Source organism: Paraburkholderia sp. NPDC080076 (assembly GCF_050281145.1).
GTDB lineage: Bacteria > Pseudomonadota > Gammaproteobacteria > Burkholderiales > Burkholderiaceae > Paraburkholderia.
Genome location: NZ_JBNNWQ010000002.1, coordinates 910,302 through 923,923, shown reverse-complemented (window position 1 = coordinate 923,923; position 13,622 = coordinate 910,302). Strand labels below are relative to the sequence as shown.

Genomic DNA, 13,622 nt, shown 5'->3' with positions numbered 1-13,622 from the left:
CCGGCGCGTTCGTCCACTTTTTTCAAGTCACTACCGAATCACACCGCATAGGAGCATCCGATGAGCATCCCGGCCGATCTGAAATACACCGAATCGCACGAATGGGTCCGCACCGAAGCGGACGGCACGCTGACGGTCGGCATTACCGACCACGCGCAGGAAGCGCTCGGCGATATCGTCTTCTTCGAAGTCCAGGAACTGGGCAAGACCGTCACGGCAGGCGACACCGTCGCCGTGATCGAATCGGTGAAAGCCGCTTCCGATATCTACGCGCCGGTTTCGGGCGAAATCATCGAAGCGAACACCGCCGTGGCCGACACGCCTGATTCGGTCAACAGCACGCCGTACGAAAGCTGGCTCTTCAAGATCAAGCCGGCTGCGGACGCCACGCAGGACCGTCTGATCGACGCCGACGCGTACACCAAGTCAATCGGCGCCTGATTCACCTTTACGTTTAACCCGACAGGTGCGGCGTCCTTTTCGAACGGACAGCCGCACCGCCAGGAACACCCATGAAGCTCGAACACCCGGATCGTCTGATGAACCGCACTCCTCTCTCGCTCGCCGCGCTCGAAGTGCATGACGCCTTCGCCGAACGGCACATCGGCCCGGACGCGGCCGACCAGCACGCGATGCTCGAAGCCCTCGGCTTCGCGTCGCGCGCCGCGCTGATCGACGCCGTCATTCCGAAGACGATCCGCCGCACCGAAACGCTGCCGCTCGGCCCCTTCGCGCAACCGAAGAGCGAAGCGGAAGCGCTCGCCGCGCTGCGCGAACTCGCGGACAAGAACCAGGTGTTCCGCTCGTACATCGGGCAGGGCTATTACAACGCGCACACGCCGACGGTGATTCTGCGCAACGTGCTGGAAAATCCGGCGTGGTACACCGCGTACACGCCGTACCAGCCGGAAATCTCGCAAGGCCGTCTGGAAGCGCTGTTGAACTTCCAGCAGATGATCGTCGACCTGACGGGTCTGGCGATCTCGAATGCGTCGCTGCTCGACGAAGCCACCGCTGCCGCTGAAGCAATGACGCTGCTGCAACGCATCGGCAAGCCGAAGTCGAACGTGTTCTACGTGGCCGACGACGTGCTGCCGCAAACCATCGAAGTGGTGAAGACGCGCGCCACGCCGGTCGGCATCGAAGTGAAAGTGGGCCCTGCTGCGGAAGCCGCGAATGTGAACGCGTTCGGCGTGCTGCTGCAATACCCGGGCGTGAACGGCGACGTGCGCGACTACCGCGCGCTCACCGAAGCAATCCATGCAGCGGGCGGCCACGTGGTGGTCGCCGCCGACCTGCTCGCGCTGACCGTCCTCACGCCGCCGGGCGAATGGGGCGCGGACGTGGCCGTCGGTAACACGCAGCGCTTTGGCGTGCCGGTCGGCTTCGGCGGCCCGCATGCGGCATACCTCGCCGTGCGCGACGAATTCAAGCGTCAGATGCCGGGCCGTCTCGTCGGCGTGACCGTCGACGCGCAAGGCAATCCGGCCCTGCGTCTCGCGCTGCAAACGCGCGAACAGCATATCCGCCGCGAAAAGGCCACCTCGAACGTGTGTACCGCGCAAGCGCTGCTCGCGATCATGGCCAGCATGTACGCCGTCTATCACGGCCCGCACGGTCTGAAGACGATTGCGCTGCGCGTGAACCGCATCGCCGCGTTGCTGGCGGAAGGCGCGAAGCAGCTCGGCTACACGCTCACCAACGAAACCTTCTTCGACACGCTCACGTTCGAATCCGGCGCGCGTACGCAAGCGCTGCACGACGCCGCGCAAGCGAAGCGCATCAATCTGCGCCGCGTGAGCGACACGCAAGTCGGCCTGTCGATCGACGAAACCACCACACGCCGCGATCTGGCCGATCTGCTCGAAGTGTTCGCGCAAGCCGCGGGCGCGAAAGACGTGCCGCAAGTCGACACGCTCGACGAAAAGCTTGCCGCGTCGAACACGGCGTCGGTCCCGGCCGCGCTCGAACGCACCAGCGCGTATCTCACGCATCACGTGTTCAACCGTCATCATTCGGAAACGGAAATGCTGCGCTATCTGCGCAGCCTGTCGGACAAGGACCTCGCGCTCGACCGTTCGATGATCCCGCTCGGCTCGTGCACGATGAAGCTGAACGCGACCTCGGAAATGCTGCCGGTCACGTGGCCTGAATTCGGCCAGATCCATCCGTTCGCGCCGGCTGAGCAAACCGTCGGCTACCGCGAAATGATCGATCAGCTCGAAGAGATGCTGGTCGCGGCCACCGGTTACGCTGCCGTGTCACTGCAGCCAAACGCCGGCTCGCAAGGCGAATACGCCGGCCTGTTGATCATCCACGCGTATCACGCGTCGCGCGGCGAAGCGCATCGGAATGTCTGCCTGATTCCTGCTTCGGCGCACGGCACGAACCCGGCGTCGGCGCAGATGGCCGGCATGCAGGTGGTCGTGGTGGCGTGCGACGCGCAAGGCAACGTCGATATCGAAGACCTGAAGAAGAAAGCCGATCAGCACGCCGACAAACTCGCGGCGATCATGATCACGTATCCGTCCACACATGGCGTGTTCGAGCAGAACGTGCGTGAAATCTGCGAGATCGTGCACGCGCACGGCGGCCAGGTGTATGTGGACGGCGCGAACATGAACGCGATGGTCGGCCTGACCGCGCCGGGTCAGTTCGGCGGCGACGTCTCGCATCTGAACCTGCACAAGACCTTCTGCATCCCGCACGGCGGCGGCGGACCGGGCGTCGGGCCGGTCGCGGTCGGCGCGCATCTCGCGCAGTTCCTGCCGAACCAGATTTCGTCGGGCTATGAACGCGCGCCGAACGGCATTGGCGCGGTGTCGGGCGCACCGTACGGTTCGGCGTCGATCCTGCCGATCTCGTGGATGTATATCGCGATGATGGGCGCGAAGAATCTCACCGCCGCGACCGAAACCGCGATCCTCAACGCGAACTACGTCGCGAAGAAACTCGCGCCGCATTATCCGGTGCTGTATTCGGGCCCGGGCGGACTGGTCGCGCACGAATGTATTCTCGATCTGCGTCCGATCAAGGAAACCAGCGGCATCACCGTGGACGACGTCGCCAAGCGTCTCGCCGACTACGGCTTCCACGCGCCGACGATGAGCTTCCCGGTGCCGGGCACGCTGATGGTCGAGCCGACCGAATCGGAATCGAAGGAAGAACTCGACCGTTTCATCGAAGCGATGATCGCGATCCGCGAGGAAATCCGCGCCGTCGAAGAAGGCCGCTCGGACCGCGAAGACAATCCGCTGAAGCACGCGCCGCACACGGCAGCGGTGGTCATCGCGAATGACTGGAAGCACGCGTATGCGCGCGAAACCGCGGCGTATCCGCTGCCCACGCTGATCGCGAAAAAGTACTGGCCACCGGTCGGCCGCGCGGACAACGTGTACGGCGACCGCAACCTGTTCTGCTCCTGCGTGCCGATCGCCGACTACGAGTAAGCTGGACAGTTATCGCGCATCGCCCGTTGCCTCGAAAAGAGGCGGCAGGGCGGTGCGTGGTTCTGCCCTCGGTTCTCTGTCGCTCCTGGCCGCAAACGGCTAACATCACACACCGAATCAGCCTAACGAGGAGTTTCGCATGGCGCGAAAGGTGCGATTGATGCAAAGCCGGACCGAAGCAACGCGAGCGCCGACATGGCGGCAAGCCTGCACGCTGCTGTTGGCTGGCGCAGCCGTGCTGCTGCCGCTGCGGCAAGCACAGGCCGCGATGAATTTTTGTGCGGCGCCCGCCCTGCAAACCAGCGAACGCACGAACGCCGATCCCGGCGTGAAAGCGCTGGTGAGCAATGTGCAGGCGCATCTGAACGATCAGCCGCATGCGCTGGCGAAACTGCACACCGAAGGCACGCTGCCGCACGAGGGCATTTACGACCAGAGCGTCGAAGCGGAGAAAGATCTCGATCTGTTGCGCGACGCCGCGCTCGCCTGGCGCGCCACCAGCGACGACCGCTATCTCAAGCTCGTCGACCGCTTGTTGTTTGCCTGGGTCACGACCTATCAACCGAGTTTCAATCCGATCGACGAAACCCGTTTTGAAGGACTGATTCTCGCGTACGACATGACGGCAAGTGCGTTGCCGGTGAAAACGCGCAATGCGTCGATGGCGTTCCTGACGAAACTCGCGAACGGCTACATCGGCCAAATCGACGCGCAACCTCGGCCGCTCAAAGGGACGTTCAAGAACAACTGGCAGAGTCATCGGATCAAACTGATTGCGATGGCCGCGTTCACGCTCGATAACCGCAAGATGATCAACGCGGCGCAGCGTCTGTTCGTCGAGCATATCGGCGACAACATCGAGCCAGATGGTTCGACAATCGATTTCAGCGAACGCGACGCGCTGCATTATGTCACCTACGATCTGCAACCGCTCGTGACAGCCGCGCTCGCCGCGCGCCGCCATAACCGTAACTGGTTGCCGGAAAAAGGCGCGGACGGCGCCTCGCTGCAAGCCGCGCTCAACTGGCTGGAGCCGTATGCGGCCGGCAGCAAGACGCATGAAGAATTCGTGCATTCGAGCGTTCCGTTCGATGCAAGACGTCGCGAGGCCGGCTTGCCCGGCTATTCGGGTCAGTGGGACCCGAAGAACGCGACGGAACTGTTTCACCTGGCGGCGCGCCTCGACGGGCGCTATACGCCGATCGCGCTGCAGCTCGCACCGACGCCGCCCGCTTGGCTCGCCGTGTGTTTGCCGCTGTCGGCGCGGTAAACCAACTCAATATCCGCAGGGAGCAGTAAATGGCAGTCAGCGTGTTCGACCTCTTCAAAATCGGCATTGGTCCGTCCAGTTCGCATACGGTCGGGCCGATGCGCGCGGCGCTGATGTTCGCACAAGGGCTCGGACGCGATGGGCTGCTCGCTGCGACCGCATCGGTGAAAGTGGATCTGTACGGCTCGCTCGGCGCGACGGGCAAGGGCCACGGCACCGATCGCGGCGTCATGCTCGGCCTGATGGGCGACGCGCCCGACACCGTGGACCCGGACACGATCGTTGAGCGGCTCGAAGCCGTGCGCCTGTCCCGCAAGCTGGCGCTGCTCGGCACGCACGAGGTGCCGTTCGTGCAGAAGGATCACATTTCGTTTTATCGTCAGGCGCTGCCCGAGCATCCGAATGGTCTGAAGTTGCGCGCGTTCGACGCGCAGGGCGAAACGTTGCGGGAATCGACCTATCTGTCGGTGGGCGGCGGCTTCGTGGTCACGGCTGGCGCGCCGAACACGAAGGTGCTGAGCGCCGTCGATCAACTGCCGCATTCGTTTCGCAGCGGCAACGAGTTGCTCGCGCTGTGCGAATCCACCGGCAAGAGCATCGCTCAACTGATGTGGGACAACGAGCGCGTCTGGCATACGGAAGAAGAGACGCGCGCGGGCTTGCTGAAGATCTGGGACGTGATGCAATCATGTGTATCGCGGGGTTGCGGCATCAACAATCCGGCCGCCGACGGTAACTTGCCCGGTCCGTTCCAGGTGAAGCGTCGCGCGCCGCAGTTGTATCGCGCGCTGTCGGGCAATCCTGAACTGGCGTTGCGCGATCCGCTGTCGATGATCGACTGGATCAATCTCTATGCGATCGCCGTCAACGAGGAAAACGCCGCCGGCGGACGCGTGGTGACAGCGCCGACCAACGGGGCGGCCGGCATCATCCCGGCCGTGCTGCATTACTACACGCGTTTCATGCCGGGCTCGAATCAGCAAGGCGTGATCGACTTCCTGATGACCGCCGCGGCGATCGGTATTCTGTACAAGCTGAACGCGTCGATTTCCGGCGCCGAAGTGGGTTGTCAGGGCGAAGTGGGCGTCGCGTGTTCGATGGCGGCGGGCGCGCTTGCTGCCGTCATGGGCGGCACGCCACGCCAGGTCGAGAACGCCGCGGAAATCGGCATGGAGCACAACCTTGGGCTAACGTGCGATCCGGTCGGCGGCATGGTGCAGATTCCGTGCATCGAACGCAATGCGATGGCGTCGGTGAAGGCGGTCAACGCGGCGCGCATGGCTTTGCGCGGCGACGGCAGCCATTACGTGTCGCTCGATTCGGTGATCAAGACCATGCGCGAAACCGGCGCGGATATGAAGACCAAGTACAAGGAAACGTCGCGCGGCGGGTTGGCGGTGAATATCGTCGAGTGTTGAGTTGCGCGCTTTCCGGGCTTTACGATGAATGACGACGCGGGCTATAAGGCCCGCGTTTTTATTTGCGCGGCACGTAATGCGCGAGCACCAAGGTTGCGCTGCGCCGTGACAGCGCAGCCGCGCCCGGCGTAAGCTGTCGAAGCGCCGTATCGGCTAGCGTCCCGCCGATGCGGCATCCTCACACCGCACTCATGCACTGCCTGGAGGCTTCACCGCAATGTCGCAGCCGAATGCTCCTGTTTCCGGTTCCCCCGCCGCTCAAACCACTGGCGCGCGTCTCGTCGTCGATGCTTTGCTCACGCACGGTGTCGAGCGTGTTTTCTGTGTGCCTGGCGAGAGTTTTCTTGCCGTGCTGGATTCGCTGCACGACGAGACCGAACGCATCCAGACCATTGTTTGCCGTCACGAAGCGGCTGCCGCGAATATGGCGGAGGCCGTCGGCAAATTGACCGGCCGGCCAGGCGTCGCACTCGTCACTCGCGGACCGGGCGCCACGCATGCGTCGATCGGCGTGCACACCGCGTTTCAGGATTCCACGCCGATGATTCTGCTGATCGGCCAATGCGCGCGCGAGCATCTCGACCGCGAGGCATTCCAGGAGATCGACTATCGGCGCATGTTCGGCCAGATGGCGAAGTGGGTCGCACAAATCGACGATCCGAAACGCATTCCCGAATATCTCAGCCATGCGTTTCACACGGCGACTTCCGGGCGTCCAGGGCCCGTGGTGTTGTCGTTGCCGGAAGACGTGTTGAGCGATGCATGCGAAGCCGTGGCCGGCGCGCCGGCGTATCAGCGCGTCGCGGCGTCACCGTCGGCGGCGCAGATCGAGAAGTTGCGTGTATTGCTCGAAGGCTCGCAACGGCCGATGGTGATTGCGGGCGGCAGCGGCTGGACGCCTGCTGCGTGCGCGGACTTTCGACGCTTCGTCGAAAACTGGCAACTGCCGGTTGGCCTCGCGTTCCGCTTTCAGGACACACTCGACAACGAGCATCCGAACTATGCCGGCGACGTCGGCTTGGGTATCAATCCGGCGCTGGCGCAACGTATCCGCGACGCCGACGTGCTGCTCGCAATCGGACCGCGTTTGGGCGAAGCGACGACCAACGGCTACACGCTGCTCGACATTCCGAAGACCAAACAAACGCTCGTGCATGTGCATCAAGGTGCGGAGGAATTGGGCCGCGTGTATGCGGCGGATCTGCCGATCGTTTCCGGCATGCCGGAGCTGGCAGCGCTGCTTGCGGAGTTGAAGCCTTCGTCCGATAAACTCGCCTGGTCGGGCGCGACGGACGAGGCGCATCGAGCGTATCTCGACTGGCGCAAACCGCGTCAGATTCCCGGCGACGTGCAGATGGGCGAAGTGATCCAGCAGTTGCGCGCGCAGCTACCGGACGACGCGATTCTCACCAACGGCGCGGGCAATTACGCGACGTGGCTGCATCGGCACTTTTCGTATCGCCAGTACCGTTCGCAGCTTGCGCCGACGAGTGGTGCAATGGGCTACGGAGTGCCGGCGGCGATCGCGGCGAAGTCGATGTATCCGCAACGCGCTGTCGTTGCGCTGGCCGGCGACGGCTGCTTCATGATGGCCGCGCAAGAACTCGCGACGGCGATGCAATATGACCTGCATGTGCTGTTCATTGTGGTGAATAACGGTCACTTCGGCACGATCCGGATGCATCAGGAGCGGCACTATCCGAACCGCGTGCATGGCACCGGGCTCACTAATCCGGATTTCGCGGCGTTCGCGCGTTCGTTTGGCGCGCATGGTGAGACGGTGGAGCGGACTGAGGATTTTCTGCCTGCGCTAAAGCGTTCGATGGAGGCGAAGTGCGCGGCGGTGATCGAGATTCGCATGCCGCAGGAAGCGAGCACGCCGGGCGCGACGTTGGAACAGATTCGGGAGCAGGGGAGGAAGATGAGAGGAGAGTAGTTGCGTTGTCGTGCCATTCGGCACGCGACGTCGCCAAGCACCAAACAAAAAGCCCTGCGTTCGAAAACCGCAGGGCTTTTTTTGCATCGGCTGCCGCGTCAAACCATCACGCGGCAGCCGAGTGCTCTAGCAGGTAGAGCAGCTTACTTCCCACCCACGCTTTGCAGCGTCGTCCACTTGCCGTCGACAACCTTGTACAGCGTGATGCCGCCGTTCTTCAGGTCGCCCTTGCTGTCGTACGCGAGGTTCGACGCCGTCACTGCCGGCATCGAGGTCTTCGCGAGCACCGGCAGGTACTTGGCCGGATCGGTCGAGTTCGCCTTCTTCATTGCGTCGAACATGGCCATTGCGCCGTCGTAAGCGTACGGCGAGTACGTTTGCACGTCTTCGTTGAAACGCTTCTTGTACTTCGCGACGTAGTCCTTGCCGCCCGGCATTTCTTCCAGCGGCAGGCCGGCGAGCGACGCCACCGTGCCGTTCGCCGCGTCACCCGCGATCTGGATGAACGTCGGCGTGTGGACCATTTCGCCGCCCATCAGCGGCGCCTTGATGCCCAGTGCCTTCATCTGCTTGACCATCGGTGCCGCTTGCGAATCCGCGCCGCCGTAGTAGATCAGATCCGGTTGCACCGACTTCAGCTTGGTCAGGATCGACTTGAAGTCGACGGCCTTGTCGTTGGTGTATTCACGATCGACGATCTGGCCGCCCGCTGCCTTCGCTGCCTTTTCGAACTGATCCGCCAGACCTTGGCCGTAGGCCGTGCGGTCGTCGACGATCACGATCTTCTTCATGCCCAAAGTCTTCACGGCGAACGTGCCGGCGACCGAACCTTGCTGCGTGTCGGACGTCATCATGCGGAACGTGGTCTTGAAGCCTTGTTGCGTGTATTCCGGCGCCGTCGCCATTGCGATTTCGGGGATGCCCGCGTTCGCGTAAATGCGCGAAGCCGGGATCGTGGTGCCCGAGTTGAAGTGGCCGAGCATGCCCTTGATGCCGTCATCCACCAGCTTCTGTGCAACCGTCGTGCCGGTGCGCGGGTCAGCCTGGTCGTCGGCCGAATCCAGCACGAAGCGGACTTGCTTGCCGCCGATCACCGGCTTGGTCGCGTTCATGTCTTCCACTGCCAGCGTGATGCCGTTCTGGAAGTCCTTGCCGTAGTGCGCCTGCGCGCCCGTCATCGGGCCGGCGAAGCCGACCTTCACATCTTCCGTCGATTGAGCATTGGCCGTCCCCGCCAGCGACATCGCTGCAACCAGTGCAGCGCCTGCCAGCTGTTTCATCTTGTGTTGCATAGCTTCTCCTTGGTACCAGGTGTGGATGGAGCGGTTTCGGGGTCGCCGTACCGCTTCCTTCTTTTTTGAAAAGATCGTTAAGGTTCGCTCAACCGATCGTCATCAAATTCGCATTACCGCCGGCTGCTGCCGTATTCACGCTGACCGAGCGTTCCGTCAACAGACGCTCGAGGGCGTAATCCTCATCGCCGCTTTCCAACGCGCGTGCCGCGACGCCCTGCACCGAAACGATCGGGCCCGGACGCTTCGCGACTTCCTTCACCAGCGCCAGCAGTTCGTCGCTATCGCCTTCGAACAGCACGGCGTCGAACGGCGTGTCAGCGCTCTTCTTCACGCTCGCATGTGACTTGAGCGTGGCGGGCAACTGCGCCACCAATTGTTCACCAGCAGCGCCTTCGAACAACGCGCGATTTCCCGTAGCCAGCGCCGCGGCGAACTGCACGCGCGCACCGCTCGCCGTCGATGCAACACACAGCACCGTGCCGCGCGCGCCGAGCGTGTACGTGTTGCGCTCCCCAGTCGGTCCCGACAGTACCGCGGTGGCGCCCGCCGGCACATGCGACAGATAGCCGTCGCAGCGCGCGGCCAGCACCGGCTGTTGTTCCGCGATCAGCCAGTCGCGATACGCCGTCAACGCAGCGGACGGATTGTCGCTGTTTTCCGCTGCGTGCGGTACATCCGCGACCAATGCCTGTGCGAGCGACTTCGGCAAACCGGCCGGACGCGTCGCCAGTAAACGCTGCAGATACAGCGCGCCGCCCGCTTTCGGACCCGTGCCCGACAAACCTTCACCGCCGAATGGCTGCACACCCACCACAGCACCGATCACATTGCGGTTCACATAAATGTTGCCGACGTGCGCACGGCTGATCACGTGAGCAATGGTTTCATCGATCCGCGTATGGATGCCGAGCGTCAGGCCGTAGCCGGTCGTGCGGATCTGTTCCAGCAGCTTGTCGAGCTGGCTGCGGCGATAACGCACCACGTGCAGCACCGGGCCGAACACTTCGCGCTTCAATTCGTCGATGCTGTCGAGTTCGATCAGCGTCGGCGGAACGAAGGTGCCTTGTGCGCAACCGTCGGGCATCAGCAGTTGCTCGACCTTGCGGCCTTTCTCGCGCATCGCCGCGACGTGCGAGTCGATGCCGCGTTTCGCGTCGAGGTCGATCACCGGACCGACGTCGATCGACAGACGATCCGGATTGCCCACGGCGAGTTCGCGCATCGCGCCGGTCAGCATCTCCAGCGTGCGGTCCGCAACATCGTCCTGCAGACAAAGAACGCGCAGCGCGGAACACCGTTGACCGGCGGAGTCGAAAGATGATTGCAGCACGTCCGCGACCACCTGTTCAGCCAGCGCCGACGAGTCGACGATCATCGCGTTCTGGCCGCCCGTTTCGGCGATCAGCGGAATCGGCTTGCCGTCCGGATCGAGGCGGCTCGACAGCGTTTTGTTGATGAGGCGCGCCACTTCCGTCGAACCGGTGAACATCACCGCGCGGGTGCGCGGATCGGCCACCAACGCAGCGCCCACCGTTTCACCATTGCCCGGCAGCAGTTGCACCGCGCCCGCCGGCACGCCGGCTTCGCGCAGAATGCGCACGGCTTGCGCGGCGATCAGCGGCGTTTGTTCAGCCGGCTTCGCGAGCACGGTGTTGCCGGCAGCAAGCGCCGCGGCCACCTGGCCCATGAAAATCGCCAACGGGAAATTCCACGGGCTGATACAGACCACCGGACCGAGCGGGCGATGCGTGTCGTTGGAGAACTCGTCGCGAATCTGCGTGGAGTAATAGCGCAGGAAGTCGATTGCTTCGCGGATTTCCGCGACCGCGTTGGCCAGCGACTTGCCGGCTTCACGCACCACCAGACCCATCAGCGTATGCATCTGCGCTTCGAGCAGATCGGCGGCACGCGCGAGGCAATCGGCGCGCGCTTCGACCGGCGTGGCTTGCCAGATCGGTGCAGCGGCGACGGCATGCGCCAGCGCGGCGCTCACATGCTCCGGCGTCGCTTCCACGACCGTGCCGACGAGGTCGCGATGATCCGCCGGATTGCGCACGTCGCGCGCGACGCCGACGGCGATCTCGTTGTCCTCGAGCATCGGCGCGGCACGCCACGGATGATGCGCGCTCGCCAGCAACGCCGACGACAGCGACGCCAGCCGATGCTCGTTCGACAGATCGAGGCCCATCGAATTGAGACGCTCGGCGCCGTACAGGTTGCGCGGCAGCGGAATCTTCGCGTGCGGCGCGCCGAGCGGCACGATCTTCGAGGCTTCGTCGACCGGGTCGGCGATCAGGTCCTTGATCGCGACGCTTTCATCGGCAATGCGATTCACAAACGACGTGTTCGCGCCGTTTTCCAGCAAGCGGCGCACGAGGTACGCGAGCAGCGTTTCATGCGTGCCGACCGGCGCATACACGCGACACGGACGATTCAGCTTGTCGCGGCCGGTGACTTCCTCGTACAGCGGCTCGCCCATGCCGTGCAGGCACTGGAACTCGTACTGGCCGGGATAGTAGTTATTGCCCGCGAGGTGATAGATCGCCGAGAGCGTGTGCGCGTTGTGCGTGGCGAACTGCGGATAGACTGCGTCGGGCGCGCTCAGCAGTTTTTTCGCGCACGCCAGGTACGACACGTCCGTGTAGATCTTGCGCGTGTAGACCGGATAGCCTTCGAGGCCATCCACTTGCGCGCGCTTGATTTCGGTGTCCCAGTACGCGCCCTTCACGAGGCGCACCATGATGCGGTGACGGCTACGGCGCGCCAGATCGATGATGTAGTCGATCACGAACGGGCAGCGCTTCTGATACGCCTGCACCACGAAGCCGATGCCGTTCCAGCCGGCCAGTTCCGGATCGAAGCACAACGCTTCGAGCAGGTCGAGCGAGATTTCGAGGCGGTCGGCTTCTTCGGCGTCGATGTTCAGGCCGATGTCGTAGCGGCGCGCGAGGATCGCCAGCGAGCGCACGCGCGGCAGCAGTTCGCTCATCGTGCGTTCCTGCTGCGAACGCGAGTAGCGTGCGTGCAGCGCGGAGAGCTTGATCGAGATGCCCGGGCCTTCGTAGATGCCACGGCCGCCGGCAGCCTTGCCGATCGCGTGGATCGCCTGTTCGTACGACGCGTAGTAACGCTGCGCGTCAGCTTCGGTGGTGGCCGCTTCGCCCAGCATGTCGTACGAGTAGCGGAAGCCGCGCGCTTCGTACTTGCGGCTATTGGCCAGCGCTTCGGAGATATTCTCACCTGTGACGAACTGCTCGCCCATCAGTCGCATCGCCATATCGACGCCCTTGCGGATCAGCGGCTCGCCGCCCTTGCCGATCAAACGCGTGAGCGCCGACGAGAGACTCGTTTCGCTATTGGTCGTCACCAGCTTGCCGGTGATCATCAAGCCCCAGGTCGCGGCGTTGACGAACAGCGACGGCGCCTGGCCGACGTGCGATTTCCAGTCGCCCTTGCTGATCTTGTCGCGGATCAGCGCGTCGCGCGTGGCGCGGTCGGGAATGCGCAGCAGCGCTTCGGCGAGGCACATCAGCGCCACGCCTTCCTGGCTCGACAGCGAGAACTCGTGGATCAGCCCTTCGACGCCACCGCCCTTGCTCTTCGTACGCAGCGTCTCGACGAGCTTGCCGGCCATGGTCTGCACATCGCCCGCGAGGTTTGCCGGCAAGCGAGCCTGCCCGACCAGGAACGGCAAGCATTCCGGCTCGGGACGACGATAAGCAGCCGTGATCGCCGCGCGCAACACCGACTGCGGTTGCACGTTTTGCGCGAACTCGAGGAACGGGTGCGACGCGCCGTCTTCTTCCTGCTCGACCGTGGCGCCGTCGGCGAGATCCGCCGAGCCCGTCACGCCCGACAGCTCGGGCGGCAACTGACCGTGCTCGATCTTTTCGAGGTACGCGAAGATGGCCTGCTTGATGAGCCAGTGCGGAGTGCGTTCGAGACGAGTGGCGGCATCTTTCAGCCGGGAACGCAGGAGGTCGTCGACCTTGACGCCAAGGGTGGTGCTAGCCATGTTTCCTTCTTCGGATACCAGACGAATGTGCTGGAAAAAGACTAAAAGTTGGGCGAATCGTACGCCTCCCAATAAAAAGGTGCAACCATGTTAAACGCATGGTTGCACCCTGATGGGAGCCTTGTGCGGCGGGGGTTTGCGCTAGATGGCGCTGAGCGCGGGTACGGCGGTTGCGCTTAGTACTTTCCCTGGCGTGATTCTTTTTGCATTTACCCTTATCAGAACAGGTCGGCGCGCCG

7 protein-coding genes are annotated in these 13,622 nt (G+C 63.5%); 5 read left to right on the top strand and 2 right to left on the bottom strand.

What is annotated here, in order from left to right:
• The first annotated feature begins 60 nt into the window (after positions 1-60).
• The 5 genes from gcvH to ACQKRQ_RS11430 all read left to right on the top strand — a co-directional run bounded on the left by gcvH (position 61) and on the right by ACQKRQ_RS11430 (position 8,073).
• Positions 61-441 (top strand): glycine cleavage system protein GcvH, encoded by a 381-nt coding sequence (gene gcvH / locus ACQKRQ_RS11450; RefSeq protein WP_012434788.1) that lies wholly within the window; start codon positions 61-63, stop codon positions 439-441.
• 71 nt (positions 442-512) lie between these two features.
• Entirely contained in the window at positions 513-3,449 is a 2,937-nt protein-coding gene (gene gcvP, locus ACQKRQ_RS11445; protein WP_427476976.1) for an aminomethyl-transferring glycine dehydrogenase, read from the top strand.
• 139 nt (positions 3,450-3,588) lie between these two features.
• Complete coding sequence (locus ACQKRQ_RS11440) at positions 3,589-4,719, top strand: alginate lyase family protein (RefSeq protein WP_408284670.1); 1,131 nt, start codon at positions 3,589-3,591, stop codon at positions 4,717-4,719.
• A gap of 29 nt (positions 4,720-4,748) precedes the next feature.
• Entirely contained in the window at positions 4,749-6,137 is a 1,389-nt protein-coding gene (locus ACQKRQ_RS11435) for an L-serine ammonia-lyase (protein WP_427476974.1), read from the top strand.
• 217 nt (positions 6,138-6,354) lie between these two features.
• On the top strand, positions 6,355-8,073 hold the full coding sequence (locus ACQKRQ_RS11430) for a thiamine pyrophosphate-binding protein (RefSeq protein ID WP_427476972.1): 1,719 nt from the start codon (positions 6,355-6,357) through the stop codon (positions 8,071-8,073).
• 143 nt (positions 8,074-8,216) lie between these two features.
• On the opposite strand, the gene ACQKRQ_RS11425 is transcribed toward ACQKRQ_RS11430, so the two are convergent.
• The gene (locus tag ACQKRQ_RS11425; protein ID WP_132376545.1) at positions 8,217-9,365 is read right to left on the bottom strand and encodes a branched-chain amino acid ABC transporter substrate-binding protein; all 1,149 of its coding nucleotides are present in this window, start codon (positions 9,363-9,365) and stop codon (positions 8,217-8,219) included.
• Between the two features lie 88 nt (positions 9,366-9,453).
• On the bottom strand, positions 9,454-13,383 hold the full coding sequence (putA, locus tag ACQKRQ_RS11420) for a trifunctional transcriptional regulator/proline dehydrogenase/L-glutamate gamma-semialdehyde dehydrogenase (protein WP_427476969.1): 3,930 nt from the start codon (positions 13,381-13,383) through the stop codon (positions 9,454-9,456).
• Positions 13,384-13,622: the final 239 nt, after the last annotated feature.

Coding starts and splice junctions, on each gene's coding strand:
- putA (WP_427476969.1), bottom strand. CDS start 13,383: ATGGCTAGCACCACCCTTGGCGTCAAGGTCGACGACCTCCTGCGTTCC.
- ACQKRQ_RS11430 (WP_427476972.1), top strand. CDS start 6,355: ATGTCGCAGCCGAATGCTCCTGTTTCCGGTTCCCCCGCCGCTCAAACC.
- ACQKRQ_RS11435 (WP_427476974.1), top strand. CDS start 4,749: ATGGCAGTCAGCGTGTTCGACCTCTTCAAAATCGGCATTGGTCCGTCC.
- gcvH (WP_012434788.1), top strand. CDS start 61: ATGAGCATCCCGGCCGATCTGAAATACACCGAATCGCACGAATGGGTC.
- ACQKRQ_RS11440 (WP_408284670.1), top strand. CDS start 3,589: ATGGCGCGAAAGGTGCGATTGATGCAAAGCCGGACCGAAGCAACGCGA.
- ACQKRQ_RS11425 (WP_132376545.1), bottom strand. CDS start 9,365: ATGCAACACAAGATGAAACAGCTGGCAGGCGCTGCACTGGTTGCAGCG.
- gcvP (WP_427476976.1), top strand. CDS start 513: ATGAAGCTCGAACACCCGGATCGTCTGATGAACCGCACTCCTCTCTCG.